Genomic DNA, 15,217 nt, shown 5'->3' with positions numbered 1-15,217 from the left:
GCTCAGATTGTCGAGAAACCCCGTCATTTTGAGACGTGGGTTTCTTTTTTACATCATAATGCTCTGGTCTCTGGAGAAGCAGGGGGGTTACCCCTGTTTCTCCAGGCGATCTAGGTGGATCGCCATCTTCTTCATGTTCTGCACGGCTGCCGTCATAAGGGCTTGTTCCCTGACGTTTGGAAGACCGCGCAAACGGCAATAGCGAAACCCATGGAGCTCTTTGGCATCCGCGAAGCTTCGCTCAATCGTCTCTTTTCGTTTGCGGTACAGCTTTTTACCAGATGGGCTCAGCCGGTTGCTCCGTACCCACTCTTTGCTGTCTTCCCAGACATGCCGAGTCACCACTTTGCGGTGGTTTCGAGACTGGGTACACTGACTTAGCAGTGGGCAATGCTGGCACTGAGCTGGGTCAGAGGCATACTGCCGGTATCCCTTACGGTCCGTCGTTCGGTAGGGCAGTTCCTGTTGGGCTGGGCATCTATACGCATTGCGTTTGGCATCGTATTCAAACTTCCATTTCGGAAACAGTCCTTGTCTGGGATGGAATCTTCGGTGAGCAATCACGGCAAAAATCTTTCGGTTCTGCAAACCTCGGCAAATCGGCGTTGTTAAATAACCTGAATCTAGTGCAACAGCTTCTACTTGAAAACCAAAACGTTCTCTTTGGCGATCCAAACGGGACAAATAGGGGACAGAATCATGTACATTCCCCGGTGTCACATGCACGTCCGTAATCAGATTGTACTTCATATCCACCGTGCGGTGGTCCAGATAGAAGAAGCCTTCGGGCTTGCCATCACGGATCATATAGCCGCTGTCCGGGTCTGTTTTGCTCACTTTAATTTCTTTTTCTTCATTCACTTCCTCTCGGGATTTTAAGGCTTTTTTCCGTGGTTTCTCCGGTCATCCTTCACCGCTTCGTTCAGCTCGTCCATATAGTCTTTAGTATTCTGCAACACTTGTTCTTTGGTGTACTGGTGCCTGTTAGCATTGGCTTTGACGTGTGTGGAATCGGTGACGAGAACACGCCCACCCACCATTCGGTGAGAGATCGCCTGCAGCACAATTTCATCGAAGATATCTTGAAAGATCGTGGTGTCTTTAAAGCGAGTGCGACGATTCCAGCTAATCGTCGTATGGTCCGGAACTTTATCCGTTAAGCCCAACCCCAGAAACCAACGATAAGCTAGGTTCGTCTGAATTTCTCGCTCGAGTTGCCGTTCTGAGCGAATGCCATAGAAATAACCGAGAAAGATCATTTTAAACAATACGGTAGGATCAATGGCAGGACGCCCGTTGTCTGCACAATACAGTGGTCGAACTTTATCATCGATAAACGAAAAATCGATATACTTATCTACTTTGCGGAGCAAGTGATCTTGAGGAACCAGATCTTCGATGGAAACAAATTCGTAGGATTGTTGTTTTTCGCGGTTGGAGCGTAGCATATCAACACCATCCGTTCTACAATAGTTACCTATATTATACAACATTAACGCGGTGTCGTCTTAAACAAAATTAACATAAAATAGGCTGTCGAGACTTTCTCGACAGCCTGAGCTCTGCTAACCTTATGGTTGGCAGAGCTTTCTTCAGTGTAGGAATTACCACACGATTTACTCGAATACTATTTCTGAAGTGATCAGCATGAACTATACATATAGAGTGTCAAAGTCGGATATAGAACTTTTTGCAGATGCGTTAGGCCAGGTAAGAGTATATGTAGTACAGCCGTTGAGCGATGAGTTGATAACGGTCGTTGACTACGGCGGAGTAGTGGAAAAGTTTTCGCCTGATGCAATTAAGATTAACGAGTCGTATTTCTTTCGTAAGCAGTTTGAATTTAGAGTGGATGTGAATAAGGACTCCGCTGGTATGTAACCAGTATGGAGTCCTTTGGTGTTTATTATTTAGTTGAATACTCACTTACTTCAACGTAAGGATTTTGTTGAATATTACGTAGTCTTTACGGTTGCTGAATGGTCCCTTGTTGTTATTGTGCTTATCAATGGCAAAGAATGAAGGACCTCTACCAGTATCCTTTGCGTTATACCAAGCGGTGAAAGCATTCAATTCTTTTTTACTCATATCGAATTCTTTATCAAACCCATTACCCATGGTTACAGTAAGAATAGCGCGGTCACCAGTTGCTTGAGAGGCCTCATCTGTATCGGACGAACCAGGTGTTGTAGACGGATCTGGTGTTGGTGTTACCGGCAAATTATTGTACATCTCGAAGGCTCCAAGTGAAAATAGAGGATTACCAATATTACTAGTGATGTTCAAACGGTATTTTTTATATTTTGTTTCATTGGTAAATGAAAATTCTTTTTTCTCTTTTTCTTTCCAGTTAGTAATATTTTTTTTGTATCGAGAATGACCGATGAAACACCGTCCGACCCTTCGAACGTCCAATCTTTTGGCGATTCGGTTAAACTAGATCTACGTGGAGCCAACACATATTTGTTGACAACTACAGGACTTTCAAATTCATAAGCAATCCAGCGTGGATACTTCGCCACGCCTCATAATATAGTATTGAGAAGATTTAATATAATTCCAAGTAATAACAGGGGAGTAGGATCGATCTTGGGTAAGTCATCAGTTAGATAAATATGCAAATATTTAGATTGTATTTATAGATTGGCAGGTTTATGTTTAGACACATTTCGAGGAATATACTTCCAAATATATACAGTAAAATAATGAAGCCTCTGTCACTCCACAAGGAGGAGGTCAAACTGACCCTGAGCAACTCTCAGGTAATCGCGCAATCATGGTATTGACCATGACTACCGGTTTGGACAAGGAATTTGACTTAAGCATGAAAGAGGTCAATGACTTTATCGCTTGGTTGAGAGCAGACAGGCTGGTACTGGATTGACTAAGCATTTTTTGTTAAGAAGCCCTTCCTTTAATCAAGACCTCGCATAGCCTATGGAGTATAGTACCCTAAAATAAAGGAGGCGTTACGTGTGGGGGAAATGAAAAGAGACTACGCGGGAATCACCGGAAGAGTTTGGACGTCGATAGCTGCTGTCTTGGCACTGTTCATTTTGCTGGTAATCATCTTGAAATTAATTCATTTATAAAGATTCTTAAGCTCCACCAGCAGCCACATTAGCTCCTGAGGAATGTATAAGGTTCGCCGTTCGACCCGTCCCCGACCTTAAAGAAGTTGGTGAAACAACAACGTTTTGAAAACAACAGAATGACCTTCAGCCGCTTTTCCGGAGTGGGTAGGGGAATAACCCCTTAACTACGCCTGATCCACGCCGGAGCGGCTGAAATAAGTGGACTGTTTTTACTATTAAGAGCTGATAGAAATCAGTGCAAGGAACCGCCTATATTCACCTCATCTATTCTTATAGCCTTAACCTATCACTTCTATAGATATCATATCTTAGACCAATCAGACATCCCGTGGTATATTGTTGACATTCAAGAGAGAGCCGCTCAGCTTCTCTCCACTAGGTTCGAAAAACACAGGGGTGAATAATGATGAGTAAAAAGACTATGTTCGAGAAAATTTGGGATAACCATGTCATCTATCAGGAAGCAGGTAAGCCGAGTATTTTGTACATCGATCTTCACCTCGTACATGAGGTAACATCGCCACAGGCGTTTGAGGGATTACGTCTTAGCGGCCGTCAGGTACGTCGTCCAGAGCTTACGTTTGCAACGATGGATCATAACGTACCGACTAAGGACCGTTACAATATTACGGACCCGATTTCCAAGCAGCAAATTGATACATTAACTCAAAATTGCCGTGATTTCGGTGTCACACTGTATGATTTGGATACGGTGGATCAGGGTGTCGTTCACGTTATGGGGCCTGAACTTGGTCTGACTCATCCGGGCAAAACGATTGTTTGTGGTGATAGCCATACTTCCACACATGGGGCGTTCGGAGCACTCGCTTTTGGTATCGGAACCAGTGAGGTAGAGCACGTAATGGCAACACAATGTCTCCAGCAAGCCAAAGCCAAAACGATGGAAGTTCGCTTTGTAGGTACCCGCAAACCTGGTGTGACAGCAAAAGACATGATTTTGGGTGTCATCGCCAAATACGGTACAGATTTCGCTACAGGCTATGTTATTGAGTATACAGGTGAATCTATTCGCGAATTGAGCATGGAAGAGCGCATGACTGTGTGTAACATGTCCATAGAAGGCGGAGCCAGGGCAGGAATGATTGCACCGGACGAAACCACCTTCAACTACTTGCGTGGACGTCAACATGTAGCACAAGGAGACGCTTTCGAGCAAGCGGTTGCTGAGTGGAAAGAGCTTGTCACAGATGAAGGCGCTGAGTTTGATGTTGTGCTGGAGTTTGACGTAGATGCTTTGATTCCTCAAGTAACCTGGGGAACGAGCCCGGGTATGGGTACAGATATTTCCTCAACCGTACCGATTCCGGCAGAACTGCCAACCGAAAACGAACGTAAAGCGGCTGAGAAAGCGCTTGAATATATGGATTTGAAGCCAGGTACTCCGATCACGGATATTGCGATTGATTATGTGTTTATCGGCTCGTGCACTAATGGGCGGATTGAAGATTTGCGTGCAGCCGCTGAGGTTGCCAAAGGCTACAAGGTTTCTGACAAAGTAACGGCCATCGTCGTACCAGGTTCGGGACGTGTGAAAATTCAGGCTGAAGAAGAAGGACTGGACATCATTTTTAAAGAAGCAGGATTTGAGTGGCGTGAAGCAGGATGCAGTATGTGTCTTGCGATGAATCCAGACGTGCTGCAACCGGGACAGCGTTGTGCTTCGACTTCTAATCGTAACTTTGAAGGTCGTCAGGGACGCGGAGGACGGACTCATCTGGTATCTCCAGCAATGGCAGCCGCTGCGGCGATTCATGGGCATTTTGTTGATGTACGGGATTGGAAATTCAAGCAGGAAGAAGTAGTCCGCTAGGATACAGGGGGAGGAATTACGATGGAAGCTTTCACAACATTAAAAGGAATTGTAGCACCTGTGGATCGGGTGAACGTGGACACAGACGCTATTATTCCTAAGCAGTTTTTGAAACGAATTGAGCGTACGGGCTTTGGACAGTTTCTGTTCTACGAGTGGCGGTTTGATGAAGAAGGCAATATCAATCCTGAATTTGAACCGAACAAGCCTCGTTATGCAGGGGCGTCTGTGCTGATCTCTCGCGCTAACTTTGGCTGTGGCTCCTCACGTGAGCATGCACCGTGGGCGATTATGGACTATGGGTTTCGTTGCGTAATTGCTCCGTCTTATGCAGATATCTTCTATAATAACTGTTTTAAAAACGGTATATTGCCGATCAAGCTGTCTGAAGAGCAAGTAGAGGAATTGTTCCAGCGTACGGCGCAGCATGATAACTACCAACTGAACGTAGACCTGAATGAAAAAACAATCACAGACGACTATGGTCTGAAAATTGAATTCGATCTGGATGAACATCGCCGTCAGTTCCTGCTGCAAGGCTTGGACGATATTGGACTGACACTCCAGCATGAATCTGAAATTCTGGCGTATGAACAAAGACGCGCTGCGAAACAAGGCGCATAATCATAATTCCCAGTTTAGGTTCAATACGAAGCCATATAGCTTGCTCATTTGTTAGACAGAAAGCCCGTACTGGCAATCCTTTTGCCTGCGGGCTTTTATCATGCTCAAAAAATAAATTGGAAAATAAGGGGTTGACGGTTCGACTCAGCATGGTATTGTAAATGTAAAATGGTTGAAGGACTGTGTCTGTGAGAAACACCAAAAAATACATATATAAGTTAGGGGAATGAGGATGAAGAAATATGGTTGGGTGATACTAGCGGCTATCTTGATTTGGTTGTGGCCGTCCTCCCCTCATGTGAACGCGGCTGGAGCAGATTTGTTTTTAGATGGCAAAAGGGTGGAAGCGCCTGCAGATGCCAAGCCTGAAATGGTCAATGGAAAAATCATGGTACCGCTAAGGGTGGTTGGGGAGCAGCTTGGATATCAATTCAAGTGGGAACCACAATCCTATAAAATCTCAATTCAAAAAAATAGTACCGATATGTCTATGTATGTAGGCCGTACATCGGCTGATGTGAATGGAAAAACAGTTAGTCTGGATGCACCTCCTGTGCTTCGGGGCAGCTCAACCATGGTTCCATTACGTTTTGTTGGGGAGCAAATGGGACTAAAAGTAGATTGGAATAATAAAAGTAAATCCGTAAATCTCAGTCAAAAGGCTGCAACTCAACAAGCAAATAAACAGTCACAATCCCAACCATCGTCGCAAACGTCAACACGGAGTACAACAAGCACCAATAAAACGTCTTCAGCAACAGCGACGACAATAAACCCAGTTGAAGCAGATAAGCATACTGAAGCTGCATCTTCACCAACCAAGCAGCAAAATACAGAACAGACCGCAGCAAATGCGTTGATTGTAAAAAATATTACTTTTGAGGGTGAAACGTTAAGGATTTCTCTGAATAAAGATGTTACCCCTAAAGTATCCAAAATGACGGGGAATGATCGTATTGTTGTAGATTTACCCGGGGCTTCACTGGCGACTGATTTTCTTCAGCCGTTCCCGATTCGCACCGATGGCACGCGGGCGTTGAAGAATAGTGACAGTGAGGATGTGCAGGAAATTAGATTTGCTCCCGCAGATGGACGAGATGGGGGCGTACGCATTGTCATTGCTTTAAATCAGACACATGATTACGATCTATCAACCAATGGCCTAGGTGATATCACCCTTCAATTGCGTGAGCGTAGTGTGAATTCAGCAGTGGTAACACCAACGAATGTCGAAGGACGGCGAATCGTCGTAATTGATCCCGGACATGGTGGCAAGGACCCTGGGGCAGGTAGTGTGACTGGGCGACATGAAAAGGAATTTGCATTGGCGGTAGCGTTAAAGGTCGAGCAGCTTCTGCAAAATGATCCCGATATCCAAATCATATTGACTCGTAATGGAGATACGTATCCCACGCTGGATGAACGACCACAGCTCGCTAATAATCAGCAGGCTAGCGTGTTTGTTTCCATTCATGGTAACAGTATGCCAGCTTCTAATAACGGAAAAGCTAATGGGTCAGAAACCTATTATGCACGTCAGGAAAGTTTGAGCCTGGCCACGATCATGCACAAGCATCTTGTAGCAGCAACCGAGTTCAAGGATAACGGCATTAAAGTGGCAAACCATGTGGTGACGAGAAAATCACAAATGCCTGCAGTATTGCTGGAGTGTGGCTACCTTAGTAATATATCTAATGAAGCAGCCATGTTCACAGAAGAAACACAAGAGAGGATCGCTGAAGGTATTGTCGATGGGTTGAAGGAGTATCTCGGAACAGCAGGCACAGCAGCAACGGAACCACTTAACTAAGTGAGGTTTACAATAAAAGCTACTTTCCACCTTTTTAATGAAAATTCATGGGGGTGAAAAGTAGCTTTTTTAGTTTTTTCGGCTGTGACTTTTGATGGAAAGCAAATGATCTATATTTTTAGTCAAAATTCGACAAAAGTAGTTCTTTGGCACGTATATTTCTGTTATGATGGAATATATTCGCAACTTTTGGTGTGAGATAACGTCTAAAAGGTTGTCTGATATTACATAAGCGCGTATATCAGGTCGCCGCACCGGAGCATGTGGCAAAAAAATTATGAATGGAAGGGTGACGAATGAAGAAATTTGGTTTTTTGTTGTTATTATTTGTCTTCATGTGGGCGGTTCCGGGTTATGGACATGCGGCTTCGAGTGGAACACAAATCTATCTCGACGATCAACAGTTAAGTGTCCCTAGTGGTGCTAAGGCACAAGTAATTGGCGGAAGTACAATGGTCCCGCTACGCGTAATTTCTGAAAATTTGGGATATGACGTGACATGGAAGCAGCAGGCGCGAACCATAACGATTGAGAAGGACAGTACCTTGATCCGAATGATAATCGGAAGTAAGACGGCGACTGTCAATGGAAGCGACATTAGTCTGGATGCTTCGCCTCTGCTGCGTTCCAATTATGCCCTTGTACCGCTTCGTTTTATCGGCGAGCAAATGGGACTGGACGTAAAATGGGACAGCAGCTCCAAGTCCGTAAAATTATATACCCGCAGTAGCGGGTCTGGAAACGGGGAATTTACACCTCCCAAGTCCGGAAATAACAGTACAGGTACTGGAAGTGTAACTGCACCAACGAATAATGCAAACTCAGGTGTTACACAGGTGCAGGGAATCAGTTTCAGCCAAAACCGTTTAACTATCACAACAGCCAGTGCCGTCAAGCCGAAAGCGTTTACGATGACAGGCCCTGATCGGGTAGTGGTGGATTTGCCAGCGACTGCGTTTGCTGACAATTTCGGAGACCAGCAAAAGCTGGATAGCAGCTTAAATGGTTCGCTGGACATTGAGAATGAAGCGGATGTGTCCGGTATCCGTTATGCTTTATTCCAAAAGGAACCTTCAACGGTGCGCGTTGTTATTGATTTGAAACATGCCATGAATTATACCGCATATAATGATGGCTCGAATCGTGTTATCGTCGATCTGGCTTCCAAAGATTCAGTGAATACCATGCCAGACGCAACGTTACCAGATGGCTCACAGCCGGATGACACACAGACATCACCAACGAACAGCAATGGTAAAAAGGTCGTTGTTATTGATGCTGGTCATGGAGCAAAAGATTCTGGAGCAGTTGGTGTTTCGAGAAAAAACTATGAAAAGACCTTCAACTTAGCGATGGCTCTGAAAGTAGAAAGCATATTAAAGCAGAACCCCAAACTTGAGGTTGTGCTGACACGCAGTGATGATACATTCTTGGAGCTTAAACAGCGCGTAAAAGTAGCTGAAAACCTTAATGCTAACGTGTTCGTGTCCATTCATGCTAACAGCAGCGGTAGCTCAGCTTCCAACGGTACAGAGACGTATTACCAGCGTAGTGCAAGCAAAGCGTTCGCCAACGTTATGCACAAGTACTTTGCACCTGCGACGGGCCTAACAGACCGCGGCATTCGTTATGGCAATTTCCATGTAATTCGGGAAACGACTATGCCAGCCGTATTGCTTGAAGTAGGATATCTGAGTAATGCAAAAGAGGAAGCCACACTGTTTGATGAAGATTTTCAAAACCGGGTAGCTCAAGGGATTGCAGATGGAATCACAGAGTATCTCGACGTAAAATAAATCTTCAACAAATCGCTTGTCAACGTCAAGCAAGGAGGGGGACATATGAACAAGAAAATCGTAATTGCAGGTCTGCTGGCACTGTTTGCCATTGCAGGTGCAGGGTGTGCCTCTAAGCAAACAACGGCTCCTGCGACTCCATCTCAGGAAACACAAACTTCTAATGCACAAAATAGCACACCCGAACAGACGACCCCTGATCCATCGGCTCAGTCTGCTGAAAATAATGGGGCGAGTCAAACACCTGCATCTCCGTCAACAGAGCCTACAAAGACCAAGACGGACACGGAAAATTCAGGAGATCGACAAACACAACAGATTACGGTGTACTATACGGATACTCAAGAGAATGGCTTGAAAGAACAGAAAAAGGAAATTACCTATCCAAGCGAGCTGGAAAAGTTGCAAAAAGCGTTTGAAGCTCTGCAAAAGAGTGGGGATTCTGCTCTAATCCCGTTGTGGTCCGAGAAAATTTCCGTGCATAAGATCAAATTGGATAACGGTGCATTGACTTTTGATATTTCCCTGCCGGACGAGGCTCGATTGGGAGCTGGCGGCGAGGAATTGGCTATCGATGCCTTGAAGAAAACGATGTTCCAATTCAAGGAAGTCAAAACGCTGGATTTGCTCGTAGATGGTCAATCTCTAGAGTCCTTAATGGGGCATGTAGATTTGGATCATCCCATGAGTCGCTAACCGATCAGACGCTATGAAAATTTCTTGGGAATTTGCACACTTTTCACGTGCAATCTGTGACAGATAATGATAATATAGGAGTGTATTTCTCGCCTATGCAGGCAGTCATGCACAAATAGTATTCGTTTCTTTCCGGATGATTATTTAGAGTGACCGTCTTGATGCGGGCTATCCCGTATCAAGACGTTTTTTTTGGTAGGAGGTAGGATTTCCGTGAATGCAGCAACCGCACGTCATATATTGGACACCATCGGTACGATGTTTCCGGATGCCCATTGTGAGTTGAACCATGACAATGCTTTTGAATTAACGATCGCCGTGTTATTGTCTGCTCAATGCTCCGATCAGATGGTCAATAAAGTAACGGCAGACCTGTTTCAAAAATACAAGTCACCTGAGGATTACCTAGCTGTTCCTCTTGAGGAACTGGAGCAGGATATTCGCAGAATCGGCTTGTACCGAAACAAGGCCAAGCATATTCATAACCTCTGTCGTATTTTAATAGACCAGTACGGGGGAGAGATACCTTCGGAGCACGATCAACTGGTTAAGCTACCCGGTGTTGGCCGCAAGACGGCTAATGTCGTTGTATCTACTGCTTTTAATGTACCAGCTATTGCGGTAGATACGCATGTAGAGCGCGTTTCAAAACGACTCGGCTTTGCAGGGTGGGATGATTCAGTGCTTGAGGTGGAAAAAAAGCTGATGAAGAGGGTTCCTAGGGATGAATGGTCTTTGACCCACCACAGGCTCATTTTTTTCGGGCGCTACCATTGTAAAGCTCAAAACCCTCAATGTCAGGTGTGTCCGTTGCTTGATGTATGCAGGGAAGGCAAGAAACGTATGAAAACGTCTCTTATCAGAAAAGATAAGGAACGTAGAGCTTAAAGACCCACAAAGGTAACAAGAGGGTTTAACCATTTATGTGTAGAAAAGGATGAAGAGTATGAAGTGCATTTCGGTATATACAGACAATTTTGAAGCATTCTCTGATATTTTTGAGCAAATTGTAACAACAGAATTTGCTGAAAACGAAGAGCGCGAGCTTGAGGGAATCACGGTTAGTCATTCCGGTGATGTACCTGAGCATTATCTGGAGCGTATGTCACAAAAGCCAGAAGTGGTCGTAATGAAGGATAAATCCCGTGGGATTACGATTTTACAGCATGGTCAAGTATTTGAAATTTTGCTGCCAGTGCTTGAGACTGCAGCCAATTAAGTTCAATTAGCGGACGACATGCGTTGCATGTTCCGGTATAGGCGGCTCGGCTGGTTTAACCAGCCCGAAGGCGCATATATACACGAACCTTGCAGACCATCCTGATGTGGATAGAGCCTCTTCCAATGAAGTGTGCATACATTTTGTACCCTGAATTATGGTGTCTCGTTCCGCATGTTCCAAAAGGTGAATGTACGTAATGAGCAGGCTCACCCGTTGTTTACATATCTTGCTTCGTCGTTGTCCCTTGAGGGCTTTGATAAATGCATTCGGTTGCCTAAATACTTATTCCTAATGATCCGTTTTGGACAGAATAAAATGAACTTTTTGTTATCATGTACGAAAACAGCGTTCCCTAAAGCCAGGTACTGGCGGGGAGCGCTGTTTAGTTTTTTTGATGTGATGATTCTCACAATGGCTTAGGAATGCTACAATATAGCTATTTGGTGCAGACAAGTGATAAGGAGTGGAACCGTAGCTTATGATGCAAACGATTACAGGGGATGCGGGAAAGTGGTTGGATACGATAGAACAGATACAGAATACACTGCGTAAAGCCGGGGATGAAGCGGGAGCGAAGGCGGTAGGGGATCTGCTGGAAAAAGCATATGCGCAGGAGCTGACCATTGCCTTTTGTGGACATTTTTCAGCGGGTAAATCGAGCCTGATTAACAGCCTGTGTGGTAAAACCGTCCTGCCATCTGGACCGGTGCCTACGAGCGCTAATGTAGTGTCCATCCGTTATGGACGTCCGAGAGCACTCATTCATCCAGCCCAAACAGCGGAAAATCCAGAGCCGGAAAGCATGGAAGCCTCCCTGTCCGAGCTTGCTGAGTATTGTAAAAATGGTGGAGCCTATGAATCGGTTCAAGTGTGGGAGGATGTTCCCATATTATCTAACGGAGGAGTGCTGCTGGATACACCCGGCGTCGATTCCACAGACCACGGACATGCGCTGGCGACACATTCTGCTTTACATTGGGCAGATATTGTTTTTTATGTAATGGATTACAACCATGTCCAATCTGAAAATAATTTGTCTTTTGCCAAAAGTTTATCGGATTGGGGCAAGCCGTTATATTTGATCATCAATCAAATCGATAAACACCGGGAGCGGGAGCTTTCATTTACACGTTATCGTAATGAGGTGGAGACTAGCTTTCACGCCTGGCAAGTTCATTATACGGACATCCTTTTTACTTCCTTGAAGGAGCAGAATCATCCATGGAACCAGTGGAAACAGTTGACGCACCTGATTCCGAAATTGCTGGAGCGAAAAACAGAGCTTTTGGCATACAGTTTAGTGTCCTCTATGCATCATTTGGTAGAGCAACATGTAGAGACTGTGCAGTCAGCTGAAGAAGAGGAACTGAACACACTGCTAAAAGAAGCGGGTGGGGAAGAAGCCATTTTGCGGCTGGATATAGAGCAGAAAACCTTGCAGCAAGAAGACGAACACTGGAAGATGCTCCCGGAGCAGGAGCGTAAACGGCTGCGTCAAGAGCTGGATCATCTACTGGAACACGCACATTTGACGCCAGCGGAGCTACGTGAAGCCGCAGGCGAATACTTAGAGAGCCGCAAGCCGGGCTTCAAAACAGGACTATGGTTTGCAGGAGGAAAGACTGAGCGAGAAAAGGAAAGCCGTTTGGAACGGCTGACAGGAATGCTGACTGATCAGGTGGAGGGACAATTGCTTCCTCATGTACGGGAGCTTCTGCGGTCTTGGGGTGACGGTCAGGGGTTGTGGACCTCTGCGATGGAGCAGGAGCTGGATGGCATCCGTCCTGTGATAGACCGGCAACTGGTAGAGCAGACGGTGAAGGAAAATGCGTTGTCGCCAGAGTATACGTTAAACTATTGCAAGGACCTACGCGCTGCTGTGACCGCCGATTGCCGCCGCAAGGCGCTGACGCTGCTAGACCGCCTGCTGGCCCAGCTAGCAGTGCGAGCCAAAGCCCGCCGCGCGGCTCTAGCAGAGAAGCACACTGCGCTGTTGGCGCAGGCGGAGGCGGCGAGCCGCTACAGCACTCGCGTGCAGGCCTCGGCTTCGTACGCCAACCTGTTGCGCAGCTTGCTGCCGCAGGCTCCCGCGCCAAGCGGGTTGCCCTGTGCGGACGCGCCTGCATCGGCGTCCGATACCGCCGCTGCTGCGGCGCCAACGGGCGTTGCGCGCCCAGGCATCGCTGGCCCGCGCAACGCATCGGCACAGCCGCTAGCAGGGACGGCGGCAGCACAGCCTGCCGCTGGAGGCCGCCGCACGCGGTTGGATGCAGCAGCGGCCCAATTGAAGGCTGCCGCTGCCCTCGTAAGTCCGTACCCTGCCATGCAAGCGGCGGTACGGGATTTACATGCCCGCGCCGCTGCGCTGGAGGGCGGGCAGTTTACGCTGGCGCTGTTCGGAGCGTTCAGCGCTGGGAAATCCAGCTTTGCCAACGCTTTGTTGGGTGAAGCTGTGTTGCCCGTATCGCCGCATCCGACGACAGCGGCGATTAACCGCATAATGGCGCCTGCAAGTGCTGAGCGCCATGCCACGGCTGACGTCCATATGAAATCAGTGGAGGCGTTGCGGGAAGATCTTAAATACTCATTTCGGTTATTAGGATTGGGAGAGCCAGAGGCAGCGGGCTGGCAAGAAGCCGTTCATGCTTTATCTCCGGAAGGCATCCATCCTGCGGGCAGGCCTCATTATAGTTTTTTAAAGGCTGCCGCAGCCGGATGGGAAGAAGCTGAAAGCTTGCTGGGACAACAGCTTCAGGTGAATTTAGAGCAGTATCGAGATTTTGTCGCGTCTGAGCACAAATCATGCTTTGTGGAGCATATTGACCTTTATTATGATTGCGCTCTGACCCGTCAGGGCATCGTGCTAGTGGATACGCCAGGAGCGGATTCTGTGAATGCACGGCACACAGGCGTGACCTTCAACTATATGAAGCATGCGGATGCTCTTGTATTTGTCACATATTATAACCATGCGTTTACGCAAGGCGACCGGCAGTTCCTGAATCAACTAGGTCGAGTCAAAGAGACCTTGGCACTGGATCAGACGTTTTTTATTGTTAATGCATCAGATCTGGCTTCTTCTGAAGAAGAACTGCATTCTGTTACCCGGCATGTACAGGAACAACTACAGGCGAATGGAATCCGAAAACCACGTATTTATCCGCTTTCCAGTATGCTGGCGTTGGAAGCTACCGAACAGGGAGAGGCTTCGCTGCGTTCAGCTTCACGTTTTGATGCATTTGAAGATGATTTCTCGGCATTTGCAGCCGAAGAGCTGGCAGGTTTGTCCATCGCTTCTGCTACGCAGGAACTGGCCCGGCTGCGGAAACGCATAGAGCAACATGCAGCCGATGCCCGGTATAGCGTGGAAGAACGGGAGATACGATTAGAGCGATTAACTCGCATCCGTGGGGAATTGGAGCATACGCTCCTAGGCCTGACTGATAGCAACGGTGCATCTGTGTTATCGGGCGAGACCGATGAACTGCTGTATCATGTACGTCAAAGGCTGTCCTATCGGACTGGAGAATTTATGGCAGAGGCGTTTCATCCATCTGTTCTGCGTGAAGGAGTAGGTGATCTTCGTTCGGCTTTTGCATCTTGTGGTCGTGAGCTGATGCGTTTAATCGAACTGGAGCTGTCTCAGGAATTACTGGCAACCACACTCCGGCTGGAAAAAACGGGACAAACTTTGGTGCACAAGGCTATACAACAGTGCGTAGAACACATGAACCATCAGTTGCCAGGACTAGATTGCACAATTCCTGAATCGAGAAAATGGGCTGTTCCCGAGCTGAAGGAAATTTCCCTGCAGGAGTCCATTCATTGGAAGGATTATTGGAATAGCTTTAAAAATCCAAAGCTATTTTTTGAAGGAACTGGTCGAGCGAATCTACAAACCAAACTGGAGCCGATATTACGCGAGCGAATCGGGGAAGCTGTGGATCAGCAACGTGAACGAATGTCTTCTTTTTACGTTACGCTGATGCAGGAGGAACAATTGTGGCAGAAAGCTCAGCTTCGAGAGCAAATGCTGGAGACGACTCGTGGCATGGAGCATGCCCTTATAGGCGGTGAGCAGCCACAGGTTTGGGAAGAACTTGCTGGCAAGATTGCGGCTTTGGAGTAAAGATAAATATGTTC

General features: G+C 46.7%; 11 protein-coding genes and 2 pseudogenes. 11 read left to right on the top strand and 2 right to left on the bottom strand.

The genetic code is table 11. The features are described from left to right. Positions 1-87: 87 nt before the first annotated feature. A protein-coding gene (locus tag MHH57_RS14100) for an IS1182 family transposase (RefSeq protein WP_241113430.1) occupies positions 88-1,448 on the bottom strand; the annotation gives its coding sequence in 2 pieces (ribosomal slippage) (positions 88-881 and positions 881-1,448; 1,362 coding nt in all). 199 nt (positions 1,449-1,647) lie between these two features. Here MHH57_RS14100 and MHH57_RS14095 point away from each other — a divergent pair. Next, positions 1,648-1,881 (top strand): hypothetical protein, encoded by a 234-nt coding sequence (locus tag MHH57_RS14095; RefSeq protein WP_342434232.1) that lies wholly within the window; start codon positions 1,648-1,650, stop codon positions 1,879-1,881. Positions 1,882-1,906: 25 nt separating this feature from the next. Here MHH57_RS14095 and MHH57_RS14090 read toward each other — a convergent pair. Further along, positions 1,907-2,193, bottom strand: a pseudogene (locus MHH57_RS14090) (hypothetical protein); the annotation flags it as partial. Between the two features lie 553 nt (positions 2,194-2,746). Between MHH57_RS14090 and MHH57_RS14085 the strand changes: the two are divergent. The 10 genes and pseudogenes from MHH57_RS14085 to MHH57_RS14040 all read left to right on the top strand — a co-directional run. Next, positions 2,747-2,880: pseudogene (locus MHH57_RS14085) on the top strand (fibronectin type III domain-containing protein); the annotation flags it as partial. Between the two features lie 95 nt (positions 2,881-2,975). Continuing rightward, complete coding sequence (locus MHH57_RS14080; RefSeq protein WP_238794837.1) at positions 2,976-3,092, top strand: YjcZ family sporulation protein; 117 nt, start codon at positions 2,976-2,978, stop codon at positions 3,090-3,092. A 409-nt stretch (positions 3,093-3,501) separates the two neighbouring features. Further along, entirely contained in the window at positions 3,502-4,926 is a 1,425-nt protein-coding gene (gene leuC / locus MHH57_RS14075) for a 3-isopropylmalate dehydratase large subunit (RefSeq protein ID WP_029514977.1), read from the top strand. A 21-nt stretch (positions 4,927-4,947) separates the two neighbouring features. Next, positions 4,948-5,550 carry a 3-isopropylmalate dehydratase small subunit gene (gene leuD, locus MHH57_RS14070; protein WP_165146838.1) on the top strand — a complete coding sequence of 201 codons (603 nt, stop codon included), beginning with the start codon at positions 4,948-4,950 and terminating at the stop codon, positions 5,548-5,550. Between the two features lie 232 nt (positions 5,551-5,782). Further along, positions 5,783-7,360, top strand: a complete 1,578-nt coding sequence (locus tag MHH57_RS14065; RefSeq protein ID WP_342434231.1) for an N-acetylmuramoyl-L-alanine amidase family protein — start codon at positions 5,783-5,785, stop codon at positions 7,358-7,360. Between the two features lie 296 nt (positions 7,361-7,656). Then, positions 7,657-9,156 (top strand): N-acetylmuramoyl-L-alanine amidase family protein, encoded by a 1,500-nt coding sequence (locus tag MHH57_RS14060; RefSeq protein ID WP_029514972.1) that lies wholly within the window; start codon positions 7,657-7,659, stop codon positions 9,154-9,156. A gap of 45 nt (positions 9,157-9,201) precedes the next feature. Further along, on the top strand, positions 9,202-9,852 hold the full coding sequence (locus MHH57_RS14055) for a GerMN domain-containing protein (RefSeq protein ID WP_029514971.1): 651 nt from the start codon (positions 9,202-9,204) through the stop codon (positions 9,850-9,852). A gap of 213 nt (positions 9,853-10,065) precedes the next feature. After that, positions 10,066-10,740 carry an endonuclease III gene (gene nth, locus MHH57_RS14050; protein WP_029514969.1) on the top strand — a complete coding sequence of 225 codons (675 nt, stop codon included), beginning with the start codon at positions 10,066-10,068 and terminating at the stop codon, positions 10,738-10,740. Between the two features lie 58 nt (positions 10,741-10,798). Next, complete coding sequence (locus MHH57_RS14045) at positions 10,799-11,071, top strand: hypothetical protein (RefSeq protein ID WP_013310628.1); 273 nt, start codon at positions 10,799-10,801, stop codon at positions 11,069-11,071. 481 nt (positions 11,072-11,552) lie between these two features. Continuing rightward, positions 11,553-15,203, top strand: a complete 3,651-nt coding sequence (locus tag MHH57_RS14040) for a dynamin family protein (protein ID WP_342434230.1) — start codon at positions 11,553-11,555, stop codon at positions 15,201-15,203. Positions 15,204-15,217 lie beyond the last annotated feature (14 nt).

The sequence above is a fragment of the Paenibacillus sp. FSL H7-0442 genome (genome assembly GCF_038593105.1).
Taxonomy (GTDB): domain Bacteria; phylum Bacillota; class Bacilli; order Paenibacillales; family Paenibacillaceae; genus Paenibacillus; species Paenibacillus polymyxa_D.
Note: the sequence above shows the minus strand (reverse complement) of the source record. Positions and strands in the feature narration are given on the sequence as shown.

Coding starts and splice junctions, on each gene's coding strand:
- MHH57_RS14045 (WP_013310628.1), top strand. CDS start 10,799: ATGAAGTGCATTTCGGTATATACAGACAATTTTGAAGCATTCTCTGAT.
- MHH57_RS14065 (WP_342434231.1), top strand. CDS start 5,783: ATGAAGAAATATGGTTGGGTGATACTAGCGGCTATCTTGATTTGGTTG.
- leuD (WP_165146838.1), top strand. CDS start 4,948: ATGGAAGCTTTCACAACATTAAAAGGAATTGTAGCACCTGTGGATCGG.
- MHH57_RS14095 (WP_342434232.1), top strand. CDS start 1,648: ATGAACTATACATATAGAGTGTCAAAGTCGGATATAGAACTTTTTGCA.
- MHH57_RS14040 (WP_342434230.1), top strand. CDS start 11,553: ATGATGCAAACGATTACAGGGGATGCGGGAAAGTGGTTGGATACGATA.
- leuC (WP_029514977.1), top strand. CDS start 3,502: ATGAGTAAAAAGACTATGTTCGAGAAAATTTGGGATAACCATGTCATC.
- MHH57_RS14055 (WP_029514971.1), top strand. CDS start 9,202: ATGAACAAGAAAATCGTAATTGCAGGTCTGCTGGCACTGTTTGCCATT.
- MHH57_RS14060 (WP_029514972.1), top strand. CDS start 7,657: ATGAAGAAATTTGGTTTTTTGTTGTTATTATTTGTCTTCATGTGGGCG.